At 69.5% G+C, this 21,737-nt stretch carries 24 protein-coding genes, 2 tRNA genes and 1 pseudogene; 8 read left to right on the top strand and 19 right to left on the bottom strand.

The features are described 5' to 3' along the window. Positions 1-35 precede the first annotated feature (35 nt). From C5E06_RS05780 to C5E06_RS05755, 6 genes are all read right to left on the bottom strand, one after another. A complete protein-coding gene (locus tag C5E06_RS05780; RefSeq protein WP_104306282.1) occupies positions 36-350 on the bottom strand; it encodes a metal-sensitive transcriptional regulator in 315 nt (104 codons plus the stop codon). Further along, positions 347-2,626: a cation-translocating P-type ATPase gene (locus C5E06_RS05775; RefSeq protein WP_104306281.1), complete on the bottom strand. Its 2,280-nt coding sequence runs from the start codon at positions 2,624-2,626 to the stop codon at positions 347-349. Before C5E06_RS05775 ends, C5E06_RS05780 begins: the two co-directional genes overlap by 4 nt. Beyond that, positions 2,623-2,802 (bottom strand): hypothetical protein, encoded by a 180-nt coding sequence (locus tag C5E06_RS05770; protein ID WP_104240734.1) that lies wholly within the window; start codon positions 2,800-2,802, stop codon positions 2,623-2,625. Before C5E06_RS05770 ends, C5E06_RS05775 begins: the two co-directional genes overlap by 4 nt. Before the next feature lies 1 nt (position 2,803). Further along, on the bottom strand, positions 2,804-3,013 hold the full coding sequence (locus tag C5E06_RS05765) for a heavy-metal-associated domain-containing protein (RefSeq protein WP_104240733.1): 210 nt from the start codon (positions 3,011-3,013) through the stop codon (positions 2,804-2,806). Positions 3,014-3,149: 136 nt separating this feature from the next. Beyond that, the gene (locus C5E06_RS05760; protein ID WP_258067534.1) at positions 3,150-5,810 is read right to left on the bottom strand and encodes an aminotransferase class I/II-fold pyridoxal phosphate-dependent enzyme; all 2,661 of its coding nucleotides are present in this window, start codon (positions 5,808-5,810) and stop codon (positions 3,150-3,152) included. Between the two features lie 164 nt (positions 5,811-5,974). After that, complete coding sequence (locus tag C5E06_RS05755; RefSeq protein WP_104306279.1) at positions 5,975-6,559, bottom strand: TetR/AcrR family transcriptional regulator; 585 nt, start codon at positions 6,557-6,559, stop codon at positions 5,975-5,977. Between the two features lie 67 nt (positions 6,560-6,626). On the opposite strand from C5E06_RS05755, the gene C5E06_RS05750 reads away from it, so the two are divergent. Continuing rightward, positions 6,627-7,349 carry a CPBP family intramembrane glutamic endopeptidase gene (locus C5E06_RS05750; protein ID WP_104306278.1) on the top strand — a complete coding sequence of 241 codons (723 nt, stop codon included), beginning with the start codon at positions 6,627-6,629 and terminating at the stop codon, positions 7,347-7,349. A gap of 24 nt (positions 7,350-7,373) precedes the next feature. Here C5E06_RS05750 and C5E06_RS05745 read toward each other — a convergent pair whose 3' ends face one another. Next, a complete protein-coding gene (locus C5E06_RS05745; RefSeq protein ID WP_146081318.1) occupies positions 7,374-8,540 on the bottom strand; it encodes a hypothetical protein in 1,167 nt (388 codons plus the stop codon). Between the two features lie 43 nt (positions 8,541-8,583). Then, positions 8,584-9,741 carry a GDSL-type esterase/lipase family protein gene (locus C5E06_RS05740; RefSeq protein ID WP_104306276.1) on the bottom strand — a complete coding sequence of 386 codons (1,158 nt, stop codon included), beginning with the start codon at positions 9,739-9,741 and terminating at the stop codon, positions 8,584-8,586. Between the two features lie 453 nt (positions 9,742-10,194). Between C5E06_RS05740 and C5E06_RS05735 the strand changes: the two genes are divergently transcribed. Continuing rightward, positions 10,195-10,464, top strand: a complete 270-nt coding sequence (locus C5E06_RS05735; RefSeq protein WP_104306275.1) for a hypothetical protein — start codon at positions 10,195-10,197, stop codon at positions 10,462-10,464. A 178-nt stretch (positions 10,465-10,642) separates the two neighbouring features. On the opposite strand, the gene C5E06_RS05730 is transcribed toward C5E06_RS05735, so the two are convergent. Further along, positions 10,643-10,715 (bottom strand) — tRNA-Arg (locus tag C5E06_RS05730). 79 nt (positions 10,716-10,794) lie between these two features. On the opposite strand from C5E06_RS05730, the gene orn reads away from it, so the two are divergent. Beyond that, positions 10,795-11,415 carry an oligoribonuclease gene (gene orn, locus C5E06_RS05725; RefSeq protein ID WP_104306274.1) on the top strand — a complete coding sequence of 207 codons (621 nt, stop codon included), beginning with the start codon at positions 10,795-10,797 and terminating at the stop codon, positions 11,413-11,415. A 49-nt stretch (positions 11,416-11,464) separates the two neighbouring features. Further along, positions 11,465-11,540 (top strand) — tRNA-His (locus tag C5E06_RS05720). 150 nt (positions 11,541-11,690) lie between these two features. Here the strand turns inward: C5E06_RS05720 and C5E06_RS05715 are convergent. Next, positions 11,691-12,686: an EamA family transporter gene (locus C5E06_RS05715; RefSeq protein ID WP_104240728.1), complete on the bottom strand. Its 996-nt coding sequence runs from the start codon at positions 12,684-12,686 to the stop codon at positions 11,691-11,693. Between the two features lie 72 nt (positions 12,687-12,758). Here C5E06_RS05715 and C5E06_RS05710 point away from each other — a divergent pair, with 72 nt between their 5' ends. Then, positions 12,759-13,685: a LysR family transcriptional regulator gene (locus tag C5E06_RS05710; protein ID WP_104240727.1), complete on the top strand. Its 927-nt coding sequence runs from the start codon at positions 12,759-12,761 to the stop codon at positions 13,683-13,685. Positions 13,686-13,780: 95 nt separating this feature from the next. On the opposite strand, the gene C5E06_RS05705 is transcribed toward C5E06_RS05710, so the two are convergent. The 3 genes from C5E06_RS05705 to C5E06_RS05695 all read right to left on the bottom strand — a co-directional run bounded on the left by C5E06_RS05705 (position 13,781) and on the right by C5E06_RS05695 (position 15,639). Beyond that, positions 13,781-14,386 (bottom strand): phosphoribosylanthranilate isomerase, encoded by a 606-nt coding sequence (locus C5E06_RS05705; protein ID WP_104306273.1) that lies wholly within the window; start codon positions 14,384-14,386, stop codon positions 13,781-13,783. A gap of 55 nt (positions 14,387-14,441) precedes the next feature. Next, the gene (locus C5E06_RS05700) at positions 14,442-14,804 is read right to left on the bottom strand and encodes a hypothetical protein (RefSeq protein WP_104306272.1); all 363 of its coding nucleotides are present in this window, start codon (positions 14,802-14,804) and stop codon (positions 14,442-14,444) included. Positions 14,805-14,871: 67 nt separating this feature from the next. Continuing rightward, a complete protein-coding gene (locus C5E06_RS05695; protein ID WP_258067524.1) occupies positions 14,872-15,639 on the bottom strand; it encodes a class I SAM-dependent methyltransferase in 768 nt (255 codons plus the stop codon). A 72-nt stretch (positions 15,640-15,711) separates the two neighbouring features. On the opposite strand from C5E06_RS05695, the gene C5E06_RS05690 reads away from it, so the two are divergent. Continuing rightward, a complete protein-coding gene (locus C5E06_RS05690) occupies positions 15,712-16,152 on the top strand; it encodes a cytidine deaminase (protein ID WP_104306270.1) in 441 nt (146 codons plus the stop codon). 45 nt (positions 16,153-16,197) lie between these two features. Here the strand turns inward: C5E06_RS05690 and C5E06_RS19570 are convergent, their stop codons facing one another. The 3 genes and pseudogenes from C5E06_RS19570 to C5E06_RS19560 all read right to left on the bottom strand — a co-directional run bounded on the left by C5E06_RS19570 (position 16,198) and on the right by C5E06_RS19560 (position 17,606). Next, positions 16,198-16,332, bottom strand: coding sequence for a hypothetical protein (locus C5E06_RS19570; protein WP_258067537.1), 135 nt, complete (start codon positions 16,330-16,332; stop codon positions 16,198-16,200). A 42-nt stretch (positions 16,333-16,374) separates the two neighbouring features. Continuing rightward, positions 16,375-16,569, bottom strand: a pseudogene (locus C5E06_RS19565) (GntR family transcriptional regulator); the annotation flags it as partial. Next, the gene (locus tag C5E06_RS19560) at positions 16,566-17,606 is read right to left on the bottom strand and encodes a hypothetical protein (RefSeq protein WP_194686859.1); all 1,041 of its coding nucleotides are present in this window, start codon (positions 17,604-17,606) and stop codon (positions 16,566-16,568) included. The gene C5E06_RS19560 and the pseudogene C5E06_RS19565, both read right to left, overlap by 4 nt. A 138-nt stretch (positions 17,607-17,744) precedes the next feature. Here C5E06_RS19560 and C5E06_RS05680 point away from each other — a divergent pair, with 138 nt between their 5' ends. Next, entirely contained in the window at positions 17,745-18,092 is a 348-nt protein-coding gene (locus C5E06_RS05680; RefSeq protein WP_104240722.1) for a metallopeptidase family protein, read from the top strand. Positions 18,093-18,129: 37 nt separating this feature from the next. Next, complete coding sequence (locus C5E06_RS05675) at positions 18,130-18,741, top strand: hypothetical protein (RefSeq protein WP_104306269.1); 612 nt, start codon at positions 18,130-18,132, stop codon at positions 18,739-18,741. A gap of 28 nt (positions 18,742-18,769) precedes the next feature. Here C5E06_RS05675 and C5E06_RS05670 read toward each other — a convergent pair whose 3' ends face one another. From C5E06_RS05670 to C5E06_RS05660, 3 genes are read right to left on the bottom strand one after another with little or no spacing between them, the layout of a single operon-like run. After that, complete coding sequence (locus C5E06_RS05670) at positions 18,770-19,342, bottom strand: cobalt ABC transporter (RefSeq protein ID WP_104306268.1); 573 nt, start codon at positions 19,340-19,342, stop codon at positions 18,770-18,772. Further along, complete coding sequence (locus C5E06_RS05665) at positions 19,339-20,211, bottom strand: energy-coupling factor transporter transmembrane protein EcfT (RefSeq protein WP_104306267.1); 873 nt, start codon at positions 20,209-20,211, stop codon at positions 19,339-19,341. The genes C5E06_RS05670 and C5E06_RS05665 overlap by 4 nt, the downstream gene beginning before the upstream one ends. Beyond that, positions 20,208-21,734 carry an ABC transporter ATP-binding protein gene (locus C5E06_RS05660; protein ID WP_104306266.1) on the bottom strand — a complete coding sequence of 509 codons (1,527 nt, stop codon included), beginning with the start codon at positions 21,732-21,734 and terminating at the stop codon, positions 20,208-20,210. Before C5E06_RS05660 ends, C5E06_RS05665 begins: the two co-directional genes overlap by 4 nt. Positions 21,735-21,737: the final 3 nt, after the last annotated feature.

The raw sequence follows: 21,737 nt of genomic DNA, 5'->3' as shown, positions 1-21,737 counted from the left end.
CAGAGTGTCGCCGCCGCGACCCGGAGCGAGACCGCTCAGCTGCGCACGAGACGGGCGATGGCATCGGATGCTTCCTTGAGCTTCTGCTCGCCTTCGGCTCCCCCGAGCCGCACGGCGTCGGCGACGCAGTGCTTCAGGTGGTCGTCCATGAGGCCGAGCGCGACGTTCTCGAGGGCGGAGGTGATCGCGGAGATCTGGGTGAGGATGTCGATGCAGTACTGCTCCTCGTCGACCATCCGGTGGATGCCCCTCGCCTGCCCCTCGATGCGCTTGAGTCGAGTGAGGTACCTGCTCTTGTCCTCGATGTAGCCGTGGTGGGCGTGGCCGCCCGCGTCGGTGGTCTCGCTCATGATGCTGCCTTTCGTGGTGTGTGCTCTGGGGTGGCGCTCGGAGCTTCGAGGCCTCGGAAGGCGCGAAGCCGAAGGCTGTTGCCGACGACGAACACGCTCGAGAATGCCATGGCAGCGCCTGCGAGCATGGGGTTGAGCATGCCGAGCGCCGCGAGCGGGATTGCCGCGACGTTGTAGGCGAACGCCCAGAAGAGGTTGCCCTTGATGGTGCCGAGCGTGCGACGGGAGAGGCGGATCGCATCCACCGCGGCGAGGAGGTCGTCGCGCACGAGCGTGACGTCGGCCGCCTCGATGGCGATGTCCGAGCCCGTCCCCATGGCAAGCCCGAGGTCGGCTTGGGCGAGTGCCGCTGCGTCGTTGACGCCGTCTCCGACCATCGCGACGACGCGCCCCTCGCCCTGCAGGCGGCGGATCACATCGACTTTCTCCTGCGGCAGCACCTCGGCGATGACCTCATCGATGCCGACTGCGGCCGCAACCTGCTTCGCGACGGTGGAGTTGTCGCCGGTCAGCAGCACTGGGGCGAGCCCGAGGCGGCGCAGCTCGGCGATGGCACGCTCGCTCGTCGGCTTGATGGTGTCTGCCACGGAGAGCACGCCACGCGCTTCACCATCCCAGGCGACGATGACGGTCGTCTGGCCGAGGGCCTCGGCCTCGCGCTTGCGAGTCGCCAGCTCCTCGCCCAGCTCTATGGCCCAGTCGGCAAGCAGCTGCTCGCGGCCGATGACGACGAGGTGGCCATCGACGATGCCCTGCACTCCGGTGCCCTCGTGGTTCTGGAAGGCGTCGACGGCGGGCAGTGGGCCGACCTCTGCTGCGGCCCCGATCGCGAGCGCGCGAGCGATGGGATGCTCCGACGCGGATTCGAGCGCCCCCGCGAGCCTGAGGAGGTCACCTCTCGAGACGCCAGCCGCGCTCCAGGCCCCGACGAGGGCCATCTTGCCGCTCGTGACCGTGCCGGTCTTGTCGAGCACGATCGTGTCGACTCGGCGCGTGGACTCGAGGACCTCTGGACCCTTGATGAGGATGCCGAGCTGCGCGCCGCGTCCGGTGCCGACGAGCAGCGCCGTGGGGGTCGCGAGGCCGAGCGCGCACGGGCAGGCGATGATGAGCACGGCGACGGCCGCGGTGAAGGCAGCCGCGGCGGGGAAGCCGGCGCCGAGCCAGGCGCCGAGCGTCGCGACGGAGATGACGATGACGATGGGGACGAAGACGCCGGAGATGCGGTCAGCGAGTCGCTGGACCTCGGCCTTGCCGGTCTGGGCGTCTTCGACGAGCTTCGCCATCTGCGCGAGCTGGGTATCGCCGCCGACCTTCGTCGCGCGAACCACGAGGCGCCCACCCGCGTTGATCGTCGCACCGACGACCCGGTCGCCTTCAATGACCTCGACGGGGACGGACTCTCCGGTGAGCATCGAGGCGTCGACGGCGGAGCGGCCACCCGTGACGACTCCGTCTGTGGCGATCTTCTCGCCGGGGCGCACGACGAACTCGTCGCCGACGCGCAGCTCGCTGATCGCGATGCGGGTCTCCGCTCCCCCACGCAGGACGGCGACGTCTTTCGCGCCGAGCTCGAGGAGAGCACGGAGGGCCGCACTGGCCTGTCGCTTGGATCGCTTCTCGAAGTAGCGACCGGCGAGCACGAACATCGTGACGCCGGCTGCGACCTCGAGGTAGATGTTGGCCGCGCCGTCGGAGGGGGCGATGGTGAACTCGAACGGGTGCGTCATGCCCGCCTCGCCCGCCGTGCCGAGGAAGAGCGCGTAGAGCGACCACGCGAAGGCGGCGAGCGTGCCGACCGAGATGAGCGTATCCATCGTCGCGCTGCCGTGGCGGAGGTTCATCCAGGCCGCCCTGTGGAAGGGCCAGGCTCCCCAGACGATGACCGGCGCCGCGAGTGCGAGCGAGGCCCACTGCCAGTACGTGAACTGGAAGGCGGGGACCATGGCGAGCAGGATCACGGGGACGGAGAGGACGATGCTGCCGATGAGTCGCTGGCGCAGGCTCGCGAGCTCGGGATCAGCCTCCGCAGACCCCTGGCTCGGTTCTGCCGCGTCCGGAGTCGGCAGCGCGGCGGTATAGCCCGTCTTCTCGACTTCGTCGATGAGGGATTGCGGGTCGAGCCCATCCGGTGCGCTGACGCGGGCCTTCTCGGTCGCGTAGTTGACGGATGCGGTGACGCCGTCCAGCTTGTTGAGCTTCTTCTCGATGCGCATGGCGCAGGAGGCGCAGGTCATGCCGCCGATCTCGAGCTCGATGTCGGTCGTCGTGTTCATCGTTCTCCCTCTCCGTGCTCGGGGGCTTCGGACTGCTCGTCTGGGGTCTGATGGATCTGTGGGCGCCAGTCGTCAGCCGGGCCCGCGTCGACGGCGAGCTGCGCCGTGAAGAAGGCCGCGCCGAAGACCGCCGCGAGGAGCGCGGCGTAGAGGCTGAGCTTGACCGGCACGTTCACGTCAGGCCCTGGTCGCTGCGTAGCCGGCCTCATCGACGGCGGCGATCACGGCCGCATCGTCGAGGGGCTCTGCGCTCTCGACGACGAGGCGCCCGGTCTCGGCCGAGACGTCGACGCTCGCGACGCCCGCGAGGTCGCTGACCTCCTGAGTGACGGCGCGCTCGCAGTGGGCGCAGGTCATGCCCGTGACCTGGTATGTGGTGGTGGTCATCCTGGATCTCCTTGCCGGGGCAGTGCCCCCTGGGGGTATGTACGGTGTGTGTAACCGTATACCCCTGGCAGGTATTCCCAGGCTCAGATCCAGAATCCTGCGACGGCTGAGAGTCGCCGACCGAGGTGCGCGCAGATCAGTCTTCGCGCAGGATCCGGTAGCCGCGCAGCGGGTCGTAGCCGTGGATCTCGCGCGTATCGAGGACGGCCATGAAGTCGAGCACCTCGTCGGTGACGAGCTGCCCTGGCACGAGCACGGGGAACCCTGGCGGGTAGGGCGTGACGAAGCCCGCGGAGATCGGCGCGGCGCCGCCCTTGACCCGTTCGGCGAGCTGGGCGTGGCTGAGGTGCTCGATGTTCGCCCGGCGCTGACCCCGGAAGAACGCGGTCCGCAGGTCGCCGTCCGGGAGCCCGTCGGCTGAGGCGTACTCCGGCGCGAATGCGCTGAAGTCGGGCAGCGGCGGCATCGGCGCGGGCGCGGGGCGCTCGCCGTCGATCTCCCGCGCCTGGGACTCCTCCTCGAAGCGCTCCGCGAGCTTCACGAGCACCTCGATGAGGTAGCCGACGGAACTGCGGGAGGTGCCGATGTTCGTCATGAACAGCACGGTGTTGCGGCTCGTCTTGTTGACCTGGATGCCGTAGCGATCCATGAGGTGCTCGTGCTTGAACGTGTCACCATCGACACCCGTGCGCGAGATCTCCACCGTGATCCGGCTCGGGTCGACGACGAACTCGTCTTCCTCCCACGCTTGCCACATCGTCGAGAACCCGTCTCGGTGGGGCATGGGTCTCGTGCTGGCGCGATTCTCGGCCGGGATCAGATCGTGGCCGGACAGCACACGGAAGGTGCGGCGCAGCAGCGGGTGACGCGCGATGGCCTGCGCGATGCTCGTCGCCAGATCCAGCTGACGCTGGACGAGCTCGAACCCCTCCAGCTCCACCTGGCGTCGCCCGAGATCGAGCGAGGCAAGGATCTGATAGTTCGGCGACGTCGAGGTGTGCGTCATGTACGCCTCGTGGAACGGCTCCTCCGCCTCTCGGTACCAGTCCTTGTCGTAGACGTGGATCATCGAGCCCTGACGCAGCGCGGTGAGGGTCTTGTGGGTCGACTGCGTGGCGTAGACCCGGATCCGTGCATCCGGGGAAGGCAGGAGCCGCTCGGCGAGCCACACCTCGTCGGCAGCAGGCTCGCCAGTCTCAGGGTCGAAGAGGCGAGCGCGCTGCTCCTGGTAGGCGGTCGCGTGCGCGGTGGTGGCCAGGCGATCCTCGAGGTGCTTCGCGGCCGCCATGGCCGTGCGGCGGCGGGTGATGGGGTGGAACGCGGCGAACGCGAACCAGGCTTCGTCCCAGAGGAACACGAGGTCAGGCTTGATGGCGAGGCACTCCGCCATGACCCGCTCCGGGTCGTAGACGATGCCGTCGAAGGTGCAGTTCGTGAGCGTCACGAGGCGCACCTCGTCGAGGCGCCCCGCCGCGCGGTAGTCGAGGAGGAGCTGCTTGATGCGGTCGAGGGGCACCGCCCCGTAGAAGGCGAACTCGTTGAGCGGATAGGCCTCGAGGTAGGCCGTGCGGGCCCCGGTGAGCATGAGCGCGTGGTGGTGCGACTTGTGGCAGTTGCGGTCGACGAGCACGATGTCGCCGGGAGAGACGAGCGCCTGGTGGACGATCTTGTTGGCCGTGGAGGTGCCGTTCGTGACGAAGAACGTGTGCTTCGCCCCGAAGGCTCGGGCCGCGAGCTCCTGCGACTTCTTGATCGCTCCGACCGGGGCGAGCAGCGAGTCGAGGCCGCCCGAGGTGGCGCTCGTCTCGGCGAGCAGGAGGTTGAGGCCGTAGAAGTCGACGAGGTCCGTGATCCACTTCGAGGTGACCACCGACCCGCCGCGCGAGATCGGCAGGGCGTGGAACACACCGGCTGGGCGCCTGGCGTGTTCCTGGATCGCCGTGAAGAACGGGGTGTCGTAGAGGTGGGAGACCCGCCGCAGCAGCGACAGGTGCAGCTCGAGCTGATCCTCGCGCAGGAACACGCGGCGGAAGCGTCGCGTGAGCACGCCGGCGAGGTCTTCGATGTGCGCGCCCGCGACGAGGTACAGGTCGAGCTCGGGACGGAGGGTGTTGAGCGTGTCGGCGAGCCCGAGCACGCGCTGCACCGAGGCGAGGCTCGAGCGCGACGTCGCCGTGGTCCCCGCCGAGTCGACGTGGGCCAGGTCGATGGTCTCGCGCATGTCGCGGCTGAGGCGCTGCTGGCTGCGGTCGCTGAAGCCGGGGCGGATGATGACGGCGAGGATGTTCGGGTTCGTGAGCACGGCCGCGACGGCGTCGTCCGCGGACGGCACGATCACGTAGTCGTACACGAACGCATCCGCGGCGCTGCGGAGCTTGAGGATGTCGGCGCGCAGCGCGTCCCGGTCGGCGGTGGTCGTCTCGTCGACGAGCAGCACCTCGAAGCGAGGACGCGGGTCGGCGTCGTCCTGCAGCTCCGCACGCTCCGCCTCGTCGAGGCGGTCCTCGCGATGGTCGGCAGGGATGCTCGTGCCCCGCAGCCGACTCACGACCCGGCCGATGCGCTCGAGGGCCGTCGAGTACTCGCCCTTGTCGAGCGACTCGCGGATCTCTGCGACGTAGCGCTGCCCGAAGCCCGCCCAGTACAGCTCAAGCGTCTCGAGCGCGCGGAGGTTTCGCGAGATCTCGCCGTCTGCATCCAGCATGCTCGACGTCTCGTGCCCCGACTCGAGCCGCTTGATCGCGAAGCGAAGGTACTCCCACGCGTCGCTGCGCAGGCGCCAGGTGCTGGTCGGCATGCCCGGATCTCGCTCCAGGCTGTGACCGGAGGCGCGACGATCAGCGTCGATCGCGGTGTTGGCGGAATCGTGGAGACCTGCGGCATCGAAGCTCGTCACGTTCGCCATTCTTCCAGAGCACCGGACGCTTCTCGGCCACGCGACGAATTGCGACCGAACCGTGCCTAGGGCGCCAGGTAGCGGCGGATCAGGTCATGCAGCTCGTCAGCTGCGCCCGATGCGTCGAAGGTCGTGTCCTCGACGCTGCGCGTCAGGACCCCGTCGGCGATCACCCCGACCCACAGGGCGAGCCGGTCGCTGGTGATATCCGAGCGCCACAGCCGCTCGCGCTGCCCCGCCGTGATGATCGCCTCGAGCGCGCCCTGCTGCCCCGACGCGACTTCCTCGAGCAGCTGCTCGACGCGCTCGTCGCTTGGTGCTGCACTCAGGCCGGCGACGAAGCCGGCGAGGTGCGGATCGCTCGCCTCCTCGAGCAGCAGGTCGAGCCAGGCGAGCAGCGCACCTCGCGGATCGTCCGGGGCGCGTTCCGCGAGCGCTGCGAACCGGGTGCGCGACTGCGCTGCATCCGCCTCGAGGATGCCGACCAGAAGGTGCAGCTTCGTCGGGAAGTGATGGAAGAAGGTCCCGGACGAGACACCGGAGCGTGCGCAGATCCGTGCCGTCGTCGCCCCCGCGTAGCCGAGCTCGGCGATGAGCTGAGAGCCGGCCTCGATGATCGCCGTGCGCGTTCCTCCGGTGCGTGCCGCCATCCGCTGCCTCCCGCCACCTTCTCGAAACCGATGTAGAGCGTTCACTCTAGAGTGTTTACTCTAGAGCATGAGCGAAACGACGGAGGAGCGAATCGACAGGCACGCCGCGCGCGGCGGCATCGGCACGCCGACGTTCGAGCCGCGGACGCGTGACGGCTGGATCTTCCTCGCGGGGCTCCTGCTGTTCTGGGTCGTCTACAACGGCCCGCCGGTTCCGGAACTGGCAGGCATCGACCTCCGACTGGGTATGGCGGGACCCGCGTCGAGCAACGCCTGGAAATGGCTCGGGGCGCTCCTCCTGATCGCACTCGTGCTCTGGGGCGAGCGTCGGGGGCTTGCCTCGCTGCTCATCACGAAGCCCACCAGCAAGGACATCGAGTGGGCCTTCTCCGCCTTCGGGGGCGTCATGGCGTGGTCCTGGATCGCCAGCCTCGTGGCCCCGCAGGAGGAGAACAGCGGTGTCGCCACGATCACGAGCATGAGCATCGCCGGGGTCCTGCTGCTCATCGTCACCGCCGCCGTCACGGAGGAGGTGGCCTTCCGCGGCTACCTGCAGGAGCGCCTCGGATCGCTCCTGCACTCGCGGTGGATCGGCGCGGCGGTGAGCCTCGTGATCTTCATCGCGCCCCACGTGGTGTTCTTCGGGCCGAGCTGGCTGTTCCATCAGCTCGTCGGCACCCTGGCGCTCGTCGCGTTCACCCTCATCCGTCGCAACCTCGTCGCGACGATGCTCCTCCACTTCCTGATCAACGCGCCGATCCTCATCCCGACCATGCTGGCGAAGCTCTGAGACCCCAGCCGACGGCACGGCGAGCTAGCCCTGCTGCCTCTGCGAGGCCAACCACGTGTGGTTGACGATGGCCCGACTCACCGCCTCGCGATAGGCGGCACCCTCCGGACCTCGCCGGAGATCACGGGAGAAGTAGGGCGAGGTCTCACGGTGGGGCGACCCGTTGTGGATTCGCTCCGCGAGCTCGCTGAGGTACGTGCGGCCCACGAGGCGGTACTGCTCGAGATCGTCCTCGTCGAGGCAGATCAGGGCGGAGTCGTCGACCATGTTCGTCACCACGTACCTCGCGTCGAGGTACAGCCGCTCGCCTTGCGCAACGAGGAACCAGCGCCCGGGCTCGTGGTCGACGTAGCGCATGGCGTCTCGTTCTTCCGCGATGCGTGCCGCGTCGCCCCACTGCTCGACCGGCGGGATCGCGCCGAGCCGGTGCCGCCGCGCCTGGTCGAGCGCGAGGTGGCTCACGACCGGGGTGCCGCCACGAACGAGCGTGACGCACAGGATGCGGCGGCACGCGAGGCAGGTCAGCTGACTCTCGACCCGCTCCATGAGGCCGGAGGTGTGGAGGGGGCGAAGATCCGACAGGCGCACCCAGCTGGCGCTCTCCTGGAGGAGGCCGGCCGCGAGCGCCTCCGCGATCGCGTCGACGGTGCGCTCGAGGTCACAGGCGCCGGCCCGGTCGCGCACGACGAGGCCGCTGCAGCTGGGGCAGAGATCGTCTTCAGGGCGGACGACGAGGCCCGGCTGCTCGAGTGTGAAGACGAGCGCAACGAGGTTGCCTGGGTCATTCCAGCCGCGGCGGTCGCGGAATTCAGCCCGCGCGTATCCGTCGTCGAGCTCGAAGTAGGGGGTGCCGAGCCCGGCGAAGCGGCGGCGTCCGGCGATGACCTTCTTGAGGTCGTCGAGCGTCGCCGCGTTGTGGGCGCCCTCGAGCCACTCGGACAGGTCGATCGCCGATGGCGAGTGGGCGGTGGGCACCGTGTGCAGGATCACGGCGACGAGCGCGTCGTCCTGCAGGATCAGCTCCCCACCAGAGGCAAACCGCAGCCGCCGTGACCGCACGGCCGGCTCCCCCACCAGCACCTCGGACACCCAGGCAGGGGCGCCGCCGAACGCCTCGACCAGCGACCGGACCGGCGCATCGCGTTCGGAGAGCGTGAGCGCGTCCAAGATCATCCGCAGTCGAGAGGGCATGCTTCATCGTGCCAGGCGCGGCCCGGAGACGCGTCTGCTGCGCTCAGGACGACGGCCGGAACGGTCCTCCGGGCGAGAACGCGTACGCCGCGAAGCGCTCGCCCATGAGCTGGTGAGCTTCGGGACCAGGGTGCAGGTCGTCGGGAAGCGGCAGCAGCTCCGCATCCGCTTCGCCGTAGAGCTCGGTGCCCTCGATGAAGTACAGCTTCGGGTCGGCAGCACGGCGTTCGGCGAGCGAGGCGAGCTCGCGCCTGATCACGCTGAGGGTGAGGCGCCCCTGCGACTCATCCCCCGGGGTGCCCGTCGCCAGGAACTTCACGCGTCCGGCCCCGAGCGATTCCGGGTCGAGCGCGCCAGGGCCTGGCGTGTGCTCGTGGATGCCGCAGAAGACCGGCGAGATGAGCACGATCGGGGTGTCTGGATGCCCGTCCCGGATCGTGTCGAGGAAGCCGTGGACGGCGGGCACGAACGCCCGGATGCGCATCGCGTCGACGTTCACGACGTTGATGCCGAGTTTCACACTGATGAAGTCCGCGGGCGTGTCCCGCAGGACGCGGGCCAGGAACGGGTCGACCATCGCGCTGCCGCCGAGCCCGAGGTTCAGGAGCTCGACGCCAGCTCGGCGGGCCGCGACGGCCGGCCAGATGTCGCTCGGGGCGGACGCATTCGAACCGTGGCTGATGGAGCTGCCGTGGTGCAGCCACAACGGGCCCGCCGACGTGACCGGCTCAAGCGGTGCGTCCGAGCGCAGCTCGACCAGCTCGACCGACTCGTTGTGCGGAAGCCAGAACTCGACTCGCTTCACCTCGCCCGTCGCGAGCCCCGAGATCGTCGTCGTGTGCGTCGCGCCCGTGTGGAACGACGTCGCCCCGGTCTGCAGGTCGACCTCGACGGCGTCGCCGCCCGTCAGCTCGTCGCTGACGAGCCGCGTGCCGTCGACGAAGACATCGACGCGCCCGCGAGGACGTTCGATGCCGGCGTAGGCGGATCTCGTGGGGTGCAGCTCGAGCGCGACGCTCGCGGCTGCCGTATCGAAGACCACGCGAACACCAGAGGGCTGAGCCTCCACCAGGAGGAGCTGCGGATCCGGGAACTGCGACCGGACGGCCTCGGGCAGCCGGTGGGGCCGAACGCCCCGGTCGGTCTGCTCGAGTTCCGCGGCGCCGCGCACGAGCTGGGGAGAGAGCTGGGTGACGTTCACGAGAGTGCCTCCGGAATCGAGGTCGGCCGGGCCGAGGAGCTGCGGAGAAGGGTGCCTGGTATTCGAACCTGCGACCGACAGGTTATGTCGGCTGCCCTTCCAAGGAGCTGTTGGCCGGAAGAGACGCGCCCATTCTCACACTTGCACCGCTTCTGCGGGTCGCCACAGGCATCGTGCGAACGGCAGATTTTTTGTCAGACTCGGCTTGATCGCGCAAGGAGACATAAGCGAGCGAGGGCCTCCCCAGCGTCGAGAATCCAAGGAAACGCCATCGACGTCCAGCGGCGGATGAGCTTGTAATGGACACCTTCGACAACGCCGCCCTGCCATACTTGCGAAATGACCGAAGAAGCGGTTTCGATGCCAGGCCCAAGTTCCAGCCGTCGCGCGGACTCGAGCGCGCCAGCCCGGAATCCGATCGGACGCGCGGCCCTCGTGGTGGCAGTAGCGCTTGTGGTCGCTCAAACAATCGCTGCGGGTCTCACACCCTTCGTCCCCGACGCTGCCTACCAGCTGCCCTTCAACGTCGCAGAGATCTTCACGCTGCTGCGGATGCCTGTCATCGTGCTCGCCATAGTTGCAACTGTCCTCGGAGTCATTGGTTTCCTCCGGCCTGGACAGCCCCGACTGGCGGCGGCAACGGCGGCGGCACTCGGTATCGCCGCACTCCTCCCCATGCTCGCCGGTGGTGTGGGCGGAGTGCTCGTCAACTCCCTCTCCTGAGAGTCCGAGCGACAACCGCACGGCCCGCCATCACGTGCGTGGGGACACCACGGCGTCAAACGGCGAGGATCGCCGCCACGGGCCCCTCGGGGGATGTGCCTGAGGAGGAAGCCCACGGCCCCGGCTACGAGCGCACCGAACGCGCTCTCCTCGGGACCGGGAGACAGGCAACAATGAGTGCCCCAGGCAGGATTCGAACCTGCGACCGACGGATTAGAAGGCCGTTGCTCTATCCACTGAGCTACTGGGGCGCGATCCCAGCCAGCATAGCGGGCCACGAAAGGGCGCACTGGCCGCCACGAAACCCGGGGAATCACTACGATGTCCCTTATGCCTATTGCTCAGGAACGTCTCGTCTGGATCGACTGCGAGATGACAGGCCTCGACCCGTCCATCGACGAGCTGGTCGAGGTCGCCGCTTTCGTCACCGACAGCGACCTGAACATCCTCGACGAGGGCTTCGAGATCGTGATCTCGGCGAGTGACGCAGCCATGGCCAACATGGGCGAGTTCGTGACGCAGATGCACACCACGTCCGGGCTCATCGAGGAGATCCCGAACGGCGCCAGCCTCGAGACCGCGACGGCGCAGCTGCTCGCGTACCTGAAGAAGCACGTCCCCGTGCCCAACACGGCACCGCTCGCGGGCAACACCATCGGCACCGATCGCATGTTCCTCGCGAAGTACATGCCGGAGGTCGACGAGCACCTCCACTACCGCAACGTCGACGTCTCCACGCTGAAGGAGCTGTCGCGCCGCTGGTTCCCCCGCGTGTACTTCCACTCCCCCGACAAGGACGGCGGCCACCGCGCGAAGGCCGACATTCTCGAGTCGATCCGCGAGCTCAAGTACTACCGGAAAGCAGTGCTCGTGCCCGAGCCCGGACCGACCAGCGAGGAGCTTCGAGAGGTCGCAGCAGAAGTGGTGAACGACTTCGCCCAAAATCTGTAATAGACTCTCGTAGTCGCAGGCGAGCGAGAGCACGCGTGCGACAGACATGGTGGGTATAGCTCAGCTGGTAGAGCGCCTGGTTGTGGTCTAGGAGGCCGCGGGTTCAAGCCCCGTTACTCACCCCATATTGGAAGGCCCCGAGTTCCCTGCACTTGCAAGTGCTGGAGAACTCGGGGCCTTCGTCGTTGGGCCAGGTCTGTGCGAAGACAGTCCGGCCGCATCCACGCGAGAGGCGCAGGTTCCCAGTGCCGGGAATCTGCGCCTCCCGCGTGCTTCTAACGAGGCGCGGGGGCCTCGAGTTTCGGTGAGTCCGGGAGAGGCGACTCGGGACGAGGCGGCTCAAGGGGAAGCGATTCGGCGACGGGTGACTCCGGGATGCTCGGTTCCGGGGCCGGCACGAGCGCTGTGGCCGGCATGCGGCTCGCCCAGAGGACCCCGAAGAGCACGATCGCGCCGCCGACGAGCTCGAGCGGGCCGGGCCGCTCCCCCAGCACGAGCCACGCTGTCGAGATGCCGACCACGGGGACGAGCATCGAGAACGGTGCGACGACACCCGCCGGGTGGCGCTTCATGAGCCACACCCAGATGCCGGAGCCGAGGACCGTGCCGAGCACGATCGTGTAGACGAGCCCAACCCACGCGGGAACCGCCGCGGCGGTCCACGCCGTCGCGAGCGACGCCCAGATCTGCTCGGGCCCCTCCACGAGCAGCGAGACGGCGAGCATGGGGATGGGAGGCACCACGGCCATCCACATCGTCAGGTGCAGGGGCTTCGGCGGTTCGGCGAGTCGGCTCGAGATGTTGCCGATGGCCCAGCCGAACGCGCCGATCACCACGAGCACAAACGGCCACCAGCTTCCGGCGCCGCCCCGGGCGACACCGACCAGCAGCAGGCCGCCGACCGCGACCGCGATGCCGATGACACGACGCGTCGTGAGCTTCTCGCGGAGGAAGATCGCGCCGAGCAGCACGGTGAACGGCGCCGACATCTGCAGCACGAGCGACGCGAGCCCCGTGGGGAAGCCAGCCGCCATACCGAGGTAGAGCCCGACGAACTGCAGGGTGCCGAAGCCGAGCCCGTACCCGACGAGCCACCGCAGCTTCACGTTCGGGCGCGGGATGAACAGGATCGTCGGGATCGCGAGCAGCCCGAAGCGCAGGGCGATGAGGAAGAACGGCGGGAACTGCTCGAGCGAGGCGTGGATGGCGAGGAAGTTCACGCCCCAGAGGACTGCGACGAGGCAGGCGAGGGCGACATGGCGAGGAGGCACGGGATCAGTGTGCGGCGCGCTCACCCTGAAGCACCAGTGATGATCCGTGACCGGTAACTGTAGGCTCCCTACATGGAATTTCGCCACCTCGAGCTGCTTCGCGAGCTGTCGCTGCGGGGCACGCTCGCGGCGGTGGCCGAGGCCACGCACCGCACCCCCTCCGCCCTCTCGCAGCAGCTGAGGACCGCAGAGCGGGAGCTCGGCGCGAGCCTCGTCGAACCGTTCTCCCGAGGGCTGCGCCTCACCGCTGCCGGGAGGATCCTCGCCGACGGCGCCGACGACGTGGGCCGGGCGCTCGCCGAAGTGCAGGCGAAGCTCGAGGCGAGCCTCGGCGAGCCGAGCGGCACCGTCTCGATCGGCGCGCTCCCGAGCGCCAGCGAAGCGCTTGTCCCCGGCCTCCTCCGCCGCACGGCCGGGTCGGCGATCCAGCTCGACCTCGACGACTTCGACCTCGCCGAGTCCGAGTACGCAGCGCGAACCCTCGACGCCGACATCGTCATCGGGCACAGCCTCACGGGAGACGTCCCGCGCGGGGCAGAGCACCTGCACACGCGAGTCCTCGCCCGGGAGCCGATCGACGTCGCCCTGCCGTCCGAGCATCCGCTGGCGCACCTCGACCACCTCGTCCCTGGCGATCTGCTCGGCACCACCTGGGTGGGTGTGCCCGTCGGCTACCCGTTCGACAGCATCCTGATCGCCGTCGAGAACGCCACGAGCACCAACCTCGATCGAGTGCAGCGGCTCCGCGACAACCGACTCGTGGAAGCGCTCGTCGCGACCGGCACGGGGCTCGCGCTGCTGCCGCGCTTCACGACTCGCCCACGCCCAGGGGTGGTGCTGCGCCCGCTCGATGGCGTGCGGTCCGTGCGCAGCATCGTCGCCATCGCGCGTCCAGACCGTCAGGCGCGCTTCGCCGTTCGCACGGTGCTCGACCACCTCACCGCCGCGGGCGCCGACCTGGAGGCGGAGTTCGCGGAGGTCGACCCACCGCGCCCTTGACCAGCTCTAGTGAGCTGACCACGAGCGCATGCTGGATGCGGCGACAGGGGTGGCTTTCATCACGCAAGTTGGACAGCAGATCGGGCCACGAGCGGTCAGCCGGCGCGCTTCGCTGACTCCACGAAGGCGCGAATCCGGGCGTGGTCCTTGACGCCCGGGCTCGACTCGACCCCGCTCGACACGTCGACGCCCCAGGGCCCCGCCTCGCCGATCGCCTCGGCCACATTCCCCGGGTGCAGGCCGCCTGCCAGCAGCCAGCGCCCCTCGGGGCGACGCCGGACGAGCTCCGAGAGGTCCCAGCGCTCGCCAGACCCCGGCTTTGGCGCATCCAGCAACAGGAGTTCCTCACCGAACGCCCCGACGCGCAGCTCAGGGTCGTCGGCGAGCGAGGTGGCTCGCCAGATCCGCGGGAAGATCGCGCCGGCCGCTCGAACCTCATCGCCCGAGTAGGAGCCGTGCAGCTGCAGCACGTTCGCGCCGATTGCTGCCGCGATCTCGGCCGCATCCGTGGCCGGCATGTCGTGCACGACCAGCACCCGATCGACACCCGCAGCAACGGAACCGAAGATCTTCGCGGCCTCCTCCGCAGAACGCCTGCGCGGGCTCGTGCGGCTCATGACGATGCCGACCGCGTCGGCTCCGCTCTCGACGGCAACCGCCGCCGACTCGACAGAATCCAGGCCACACACTTTGACGTACACGCGAGCATCCTAGGACGTGGATGCAGGAGAGGTCGCCTCGCTCCCCCGCGAGGCGTCACCGCTGGGGAGCGCCCGCGGGTGCCGCAACCAGATCGCGCCGCCGCTTGGGCGCGATGAACTCGAGCAGGGAGAAGACTGCGAGCGCGGCGAGGGCACCGGCGCCGGCTGCCCCCAGCGCGATGAGCAGGAAGCTCGACACCACTGAGGGGACGACGGAGGCTGACAGGGTCACGATGCTCAGAGCGACGAGGAGCAGGAGGATGGCGGCGGCCAGCACTCCCCAGCACGTGCGGTTGAGCAGGCGCGGCCGCACCGAGCGGACGATGCGCAGCGCGATTCCGACGCCGAGCACCATGCCCCAGAAGGCGAACTGCGCGACCGTCTCATGGGTCAGGGTCTCCCCGAAGACGTCGATCATGGCCCCATTCTCGCGGGCCGCGTCGCACCACGCCAGCGAGCGCGGACGCTCCGGCGCGTCGAGCAGCTCAGTCGCGCACTGCGGCCAGCCGGAACCGCCGCTGCGTGACGACGATCGGCCGGGAGGCGTCGAGGCGACGCAGCGAGCTGATGTTGGCGTCGACCTCGAAGCCTGGGACATCCCACGGCACCAGGGCCATGTACTCGACCAGCGCACGAGCATCCGCGAACGCCATCCGCCCAGTCCACTCGTCGGCGAGCTCGATGCGGAGCCCGGCGGCCGCCACCTCGCTGCTCGCGTTCGCCAGCGTCACGTCGTCGTGCAGCGGGTCGCCGCCGAACCACTCCCGGAGCTCGTGCGCTTCCCGTCCGTCGACCTGCTGGGTCAGGAACCGCCCGCCCGGCGCGAGCACACGGGCGACTTCCCCGGCGTCGAAGGACTCGTGGCGGCACACGACGAGGTCCAGCGACGCATCTTCGAACGGCAGGGAGTCACCCGCCTCGGAGTCATAGCGGTGCACGCCCACACCGAACGGCGCCAGGTTCCGCCTCGCGATCTCGATATTCGGCTCCCACCCCTCGGTTGCCGCGATGACCAGGGACTCGGCGGCGGCACCGAGGTCGCCGATGAGCTCGATGAGCCGCTCGCCGCCTCCCGTGCCGAGGTCGGCGATGCGCGTGGCAGTCGCCATCGCGGCACGGCACTCGGCGGTGAAGTCCCAGTGGGGTTCGTCGGCGGTCATGCGCCCGTCCAGGGCGGAGAAGTCCCAGCCGACCATGGCGGCGGCGTGCGCAGCTCGCCACTCCTGCGGGCGGGAGCATTCGTCATCGGTCACAGGGGCACCCTAGCGAGGCGCGCGGCTATCGAGCCGGGAGGCCCTCTCGAGGACACCTCGTAGGCTCGCGTCATGACCGTTTTCGAGCTCGCATCCGCCCGGCCCGTCTCGGAAGGCGAGCTCGAGCTCGTCGAAGCCGCCCGATCGACGATCGATGCGACGACGGATGCTGGGCCGGATGAGGACGGCATCCACACGGTAGGGGCTGCCGTGCGCGCGGCGGACGGCCGGGTGCACGTCGGCGTGAACCTGCACCATTTCACGGGCGGGCCCTGCGCCGAGCTGGTGGCGCTCGGCTCGGCCCGCGCCGCTGGTGCCCTCGAGCTGACGCACATCGTCGCCGTCGCGAACCACGGCCGCGGGGTGATGAGCCCCTGCGGGCGTGACCGCCAGGTGCTCGCCGACCACTACCCCGACATTCGGGTGATCCTGCCCGGGCCTGACGGCCTGATCAGCGTGATCGCGCGCGAGCTCCTCCCCCTCGCCTACGACCACGCCTCAGCGCAGGTCTAGAGACGCGTGAACTCACCTGGGGGTCGAGGCGAAGAACCCGCGGTGTCACTCAGGTTCGCGCAAACCGTCGCGGCTGCCTGACTCCTGAGCGGCGACAGTTCTGAGAATCGCAACGACGTCATCGAGCGGCACCCGGGCTTCACGGCTCGCATCCAGCAGCGAACGGATGTGCTCGATCACCGTCTGAGGCGCTCGGGATGCCCCGGGAGCCACACGCGTCCCCGCCGCAGTGCGAGTGACAACGAGCCCTTCCCGCTCCAGCGAGCGATACGCCTTTGCCGCCGTTGCCTGCGCCACCTCGAAGTCGCGTGCGGTCTGCCGCACCGTGGGAAGCCTCTCGCCGTCACCGAGAACGCCAGATCGAATAGCACCCCGAAACAGCTCCGCGAGATCCTCGGCAGACTTTGACGCGGTCAACGCGCGGCCGCCGAGACCGATGCCCCCGCTGCGGCTGCGGCCGGCCGCGCCGCGGCAGCACGCACGGTGTCCACCGCGAGCCTGAGCGCGAGCGCGACCCCAACCCCCTGGAGCAGATACCCGGTCACGTTCATCGGGTACGACAGCGCGCTGAAGCCCCCCTCGATGTAGAGCTGCGGGTAGGAGACCTCCGCTGACACCCAGCGCTCGTCGAGACCGACCGTCATCGTGCTCGTGGAGCCGACGTGCATCCAGACAGCACCCAACGTGGTGACCAGTCCCGCGAGGACGATGAGCGTCAGCACGCGCGCGGTCGCATCGCGATGGGTCTTGAGCGTGGCTGCGGGAAGGGCTTCGGGGCGGTTCGCGTCTGCTTTCAGCACCCAGACCAAGACACCCGCCGCCGCAAGAAGCGTGGCAAGCGTGGCCAGGTGGTTGGGCCAGCCGGCACCCGCCAGGTATCCGAAGCTGCCGTTGAAGTGCGAGTAGATGGGAAGCGTGGTGTAGCGAGCCACGTCGCCGAAGAACGGGCCCTCTGGCGGTGCCGAGACGGCGATCAGGATCTGCCAGAGCGCCGTGACGGCGATCAGCACGGCTGAGAATCGCACCACCCAGAGCCACAGACCGGGAGCGAAGGCGTTCCAGCGTCTCCGAGGCGCGAGGGCCCTCGAGCCGGGAGCGGTCAGCGGGACCGAACGCAGAGCCAGACCGGCCACTGCGACCACCACGATCGCGGCGACGAGTGGAGCGGGCCGACGCCACCATCCATCGAAACCGGAGACGTCAGATCCTCCTCCAGCGGTAGCGAGGGCGCTCGTGAGCGTCGCCACGGCCACGATGAGGAGGCAGCCACCGACCCCGCACCAGAGCAGCACCGTCCGCCTGAAACCCGAATCAGGGAGCGCGACGATTCGGCGCGGCCTCACCCACGAGACGGCGAACAGGACCAAGCCGAAGGTGATGGCCACCTCCAGCGGCAGGAACTCCCGCACCCCGGAAGAGAGGCTGCGGATGAAGTTGAGAATTGGGTCGATCACTCATGCCTCCGAAGGTGCCGCTCGCGCGGTGCGGACAAAATATTGTGATGCGAAGTTAGCACAACTTGTACTGCGCTCGCAGTGCAAGTTCGGTTCGCCGCCGGGCCCTGTCCAGCCGCCCTGCGACACAATGAGCGGATGGAGATGTCGCGGGAGAACTTCGAGGCCCTAGTCGTCGACGAGCTCGATGAGCTGCCGGACGAGATGGTCGACGGCCTCGACAACGTGATCTTCGTCGTCGAGGACCGGCCAGAGGACGGCTCGCTCGACCTGCTCGGCGTCTACGAGGGGTTCGCGCTCACGGATCGCGGCCAGTACGGCTTCGGCGAACTGCCCGATCGCATCGTGCTGTTCCGCGAGCCGCTCCTGTCGATCTGCGACGACGAGGAGACCCTCCGCGACGAGGTGCACACGACGCTCGTGCACGAGATCGCGCACTTCTACGGCATCGACGACGCACAGCTCCACGAGCTCGGCTGGGCGTAGAGCCTCCCGAGTCGCGCGTCCCCGGTACGCTTCCCGGATGCAGCAGACGCCACCAGCCCGCGGGCCCCTCCGGCCAGGACGCCTCCTCTGGGGAATCGTCCTCGTCCTGGCGGCACCAGCCTTCGCACTGTGGATGGCCGTGACCGGTCTGCTCTCGGCGCTTGCTGCCGCGAGCATCACGGTCGACGCCGTCGGGCTCATCCCGCCGCTCGTCGAGGCCGGGCAGACGCTGCTCTCCGCGTTCGCGTTCTGGGCGATGTTCGTCTCGGCAGGTGCTGGCCTCGTCGTGCTGATCCTGCTCGGGGCGCGGAGCATCCAGGCCGCTCGTCGCACAGCGGGCGCGGCCGGTCCGACGTTCGGCTCCGTGCTCTGGGGGTGGGCATTCGCGATCCCCCTCGCGACGGGAGTTGGCGCGCTCGCCGGTCTCCTGCTGCGGCCGGTCGCCGACAGCATCGGCACCGGCCTCTCCCTCGACGCCGGTCCCGGCACCAGCATCGACTACGACGACGCCGTCTACGGCCTCATCGTCGGTGGCATCTGGCTGCTCGCGGCGCTGGTGGGGCTGGTCATCGCCGTGATCTTCACCGTGCGCTACGTGCGCGCTCGCCGCCGGCAGAGCTCAGACCAGACGGGCACCGGCCCGCGCTGACAGCGCCTCGCGACGCCGCGAAACCCCGTCATGCGCTGGGCGCGGCCTCGATGATGACGTCGGCGAGCAGGAACGGCGCATTGCGTCGCCAGTGCTCGCGCTCTTGAGCCGCCCACATCTCCCAGAACTCCTCGAAGACGCCGACGTCTGCAGGACGCGAGAGCGCCCGCGGCTTCCGGTGGGCCTCGTCGAGTTCTATCCACACGCTCGTCGTCGCGAGGGGCGCGCTCTCGTGCGACAGCGAACCGCAGCCCTCGACGATGAGCGGCGCGGAGCCGTCGAGCTCGCGCCACGGACCGGGCGCGTCCGCCGCCCAGTCCCAGCTCTCATAGCCGGGGCGGTGCGGGAGCCCCGGCTGCTCGGGACGGAGCATGTCGCGATGCACCGCCTGCGAGGCGGCAGCGAGGCCACCCCAGCCCGGGTAGGCGTCGTCGAGGGACACCAGCTGCGCGCTCTCGAAGCCGCGCGCCCGGAACTCCGCCAGCAGTTCCCCCGCGAGCGTCGTCTTGCCCGAGCCCGACCCGCCGTCGATGATCACGACCGGGCGCGAGCCGCGGGCATCCGCGAGCACGCGGTCCAGCAGCGCCGCGACCCCGCTCACGCGCTGCCCACGAGCCGGTACGACCCCGCCGCGACGGCCACTCCGATAGCCGCGCCGGCGATGACCACTGCCGCAAGCACGAGAACGAGGTCCCGCCAGTCGAGACGTGAGGGGCGAGCCCACGTCCGCGTGATGTCCTCGGCGCCGAAGCCGCGAGCCTCCATGACGGTCGCCAGTGTCCCAGCCCGTCGCAGCGCGAGAGCGAGCAGCGCGAACGCCATCGTCATGAACCGTCGGATGGCACCCGAGTCGCCGAGACCGCGAGCGCGGCGCGCCTGGCTCATCGCCGTCCAGTCGTCGCGGAACACGGCGAAGAGGCGGATGCCCGCGAGCGCCGAGACCACAAACCTCGCCGGGAGGTGCGCGACCTGCGCCAGACCGTCGGCGAGGCGGGTCGGGTCGATGCGGTTCAACGCGACGAGCGTCGGCACGCCGATCGCGAGCACGCGCACGCCGACGGCGATCGCGAGCTGGATGGAGTTGTCGGTGATGTTCGCGTAGAGGAACTGCCCGTAGCTCGCCCCGCCGGGCTTGGCGTACAGCAGCATGCTCGTGGCGGAGACGGGGGCGGCGATGAGGAGGATCCAGCTCGATCGCAGGACCTCCATGGGGCGCACTCCGGCGACGCCGAAGGCGAGGAGCGAGAGCGTCAGCGCGACAGCCGCCGAGACGACATCGAGCGTCGTCAGCAGGGGAATCGAGTACAGCACCGCCGCCAGGAACGGCGTGACCGGGTTCACGCGGTCGAGGAACCGTCCGCCGACGAGGAGCACTTCGAGCGGCACGCCGTCGGCATCGACCTGGGGCGATGTGGCCGACCCTGCCGGGCGGGAATCCGCCGAGGCGACGCCCGCGCCGCTGCCGATCATGCTGGCACCTTCTCGTTCTTGCGGTCGTGGGCTTCGATGCGGATGCGCTGGTCGCCGAGCACACGCACGAGCTGCTCGTCGTGAGTCACGGAGACCAGCGAGTGCCCCTCGGAGACGAGGCGAGACATGATCGTGACGAGCTCCGTCCAGGTCCTGCGGTCCTGCCCGAAGGTGGGCTCGTCGAAGATGAGCACCCGAGGCGCCGTCGCGAGCACCGTCGCGACGGACAGGCGACGCTGCTCACCGCCGGAGAGCGTGAAGGGGTGCGCTTCCGCGAGGTGCGAGAGGCGCAGCGCCGCGAGCAGCTCGTCGACGCGTTCGCTCGTCTCGCGTCTGCCGCGCCCCACCGCATCCGGTCCCACCTCGAGCTCGCGCCGCACCGTGCCCGCGACGAACTGGTGCTCGGGCTGCTGGAAGACCGTGCCGATCCTCGTCAGCAGCTGACGGGAACGCCAGGCAGACGGATGCGGGCCGACCGGGCCCGCCGCGCGGAACCTGCCGAGCGCCCAGCCACCCCGTCGACGGCCAGCGTCTTGGCCAGCTTCACGCAGGGCACTGCTCGCACGCACGTCGCCCGCGATCGGCTTGAGCAGGCCAGCAAGCGTCAGCGCCAGCGTCGTCTTGCCCGCGCCGTTGGGCCCGAGCACCACCGTCGACTCCCCCGCCCGCAGCGTCGCGCCGAACTGCGTGTGCAGCGGATGGTCGGCACGCCCGAACCCGAGGCCGTCGGCGACGAGCAGGTCCTCCCCCGGGGCGCGCTCGCCCCGGGGAACCGAGGGTTCGTGACCGCCTATCCACACACCCGCCGCGAGGAGCGACTCCCGCTGCTCCTCCAGGAGCACGTCAGGGGCACCGTCTGCGAGCAGGTGCTGCTCAGTGCCGAGTACGACGACCCGGTCGACGCTCGAACGCCACACATCCACCCGATGCTCGATGACGATGAGCGTCGCGCCGGTGACCTCCGCGGCACGCACAACCGCCTCGCGAACCTCCTCGACACCAGCCGGGTCGAGGTTCGCGGTCGGCTCGTCGAGCAGGATGAGGTTCGGCCGCATCGCGAGCACGCCCGCGATCGCGAGGCGCTGGCGCTCACCGCCGGACAGCTGCGCGGTCGAGCGGTCGAGCGGCATCCGCAGCCCGACGGCGTCGAGCGCCTCGCGCACCCGAACCCAGGTCTCGGCGCGCGGCACACCGAGGTTCTCGCAGCCGAACGCGACGTCGTCGCCGATTCGGGCGAGCACCGTGTTCGCCTGCGGATCCTGCAGGACCAGCCCCACCGCGCCGCGCGCATCCGTCGGATGCCTGCCGTCGACCAGCAGCGAGCCGAGCTCCTGGCCATCGTCCTCGTGGTCGCCGAGCACCCCGGCAAGAGCCGCCAGGAGCGTCGACTTGCCCGCCCCCGACGGCCCGAGCAGCAGCACGGCCTCTCCGGGCTCGATCGTCAGGTCGAGCTGGCTGACCGCCAGCTTCGCCCGATCGGCGTGGCGCCAGCCCCACCCCCTCGCCTCGACTCTCGCGCCCACGAG

The organism is Pseudoclavibacter sp. RFBI5 (assembly GCF_002931395.1).
In the GTDB taxonomy this organism is placed as follows: Bacteria; Actinomycetota; Actinomycetes; order Actinomycetales; family Microbacteriaceae; genus Pseudoclavibacter.
The sequence above is the reverse complement of the archived record's forward strand: the minus strand, read 5'-3'. Positions and strand labels throughout refer to the sequence as shown.

Excerpts from the sequence above, each read along its gene's own strand:
- C5E06_RS05665 (WP_104306267.1), bottom strand. The coding sequence starts at position 20,211 with ATGATCGGCAGCGGCGCGGGCGTCGCCTCGGCGGATTCCCGCCCGGCA.
- C5E06_RS05700 (WP_104306272.1), bottom strand. The coding sequence starts at position 14,804 with ATGATCGACGTCTTCGGGGAGACCCTGACCCATGAGACGGTCGCGCAG.
- C5E06_RS05760 (WP_258067534.1), bottom strand. The coding sequence starts at position 5,810 with ATGCCGACCAGCACCTGGCGCCTGCGCAGCGACGCGTGGGAGTACCTT.
- C5E06_RS05775 (WP_104306281.1), bottom strand. The coding sequence starts at position 2,626 with ATGAACACGACGACCGACATCGAGCTCGAGATCGGCGGCATGACCTGC.
- C5E06_RS05765 (WP_104240733.1), bottom strand. The coding sequence starts at position 3,013 with ATGACCACCACCACATACCAGGTCACGGGCATGACCTGCGCCCACTGC.
- C5E06_RS05755 (WP_104306279.1), bottom strand. The coding sequence starts at position 6,559 with ATGGCGGCACGCACCGGAGGAACGCGCACGGCGATCATCGAGGCCGGC.
- C5E06_RS05750 (WP_104306278.1), top strand. The coding sequence starts at position 6,627 with ATGAGCGAAACGACGGAGGAGCGAATCGACAGGCACGCCGCGCGCGGC.
- C5E06_RS05780 (WP_104306282.1), bottom strand. The coding sequence starts at position 350 with ATGAGCGAGACCACCGACGCGGGCGGCCACGCCCACCACGGCTACATC.
- C5E06_RS05745 (WP_146081318.1), bottom strand. The coding sequence starts at position 8,540 with ATGCCCTCTCGACTGCGGATGATCTTGGACGCGCTCACGCTCTCCGAA.
- orn (WP_104306274.1), top strand. The coding sequence starts at position 10,795 with ATGCCTATTGCTCAGGAACGTCTCGTCTGGATCGACTGCGAGATGACA.
- C5E06_RS05675 (WP_104306269.1), top strand. The coding sequence starts at position 18,130 with ATGCAGCAGACGCCACCAGCCCGCGGGCCCCTCCGGCCAGGACGCCTC.
- C5E06_RS05680 (WP_104240722.1), top strand. The coding sequence starts at position 17,745 with ATGGAGATGTCGCGGGAGAACTTCGAGGCCCTAGTCGTCGACGAGCTC.
- C5E06_RS05710 (WP_104240727.1), top strand. The coding sequence starts at position 12,759 with ATGGAATTTCGCCACCTCGAGCTGCTTCGCGAGCTGTCGCTGCGGGGC.
- C5E06_RS05690 (WP_104306270.1), top strand. The coding sequence starts at position 15,712 with ATGACCGTTTTCGAGCTCGCATCCGCCCGGCCCGTCTCGGAAGGCGAG.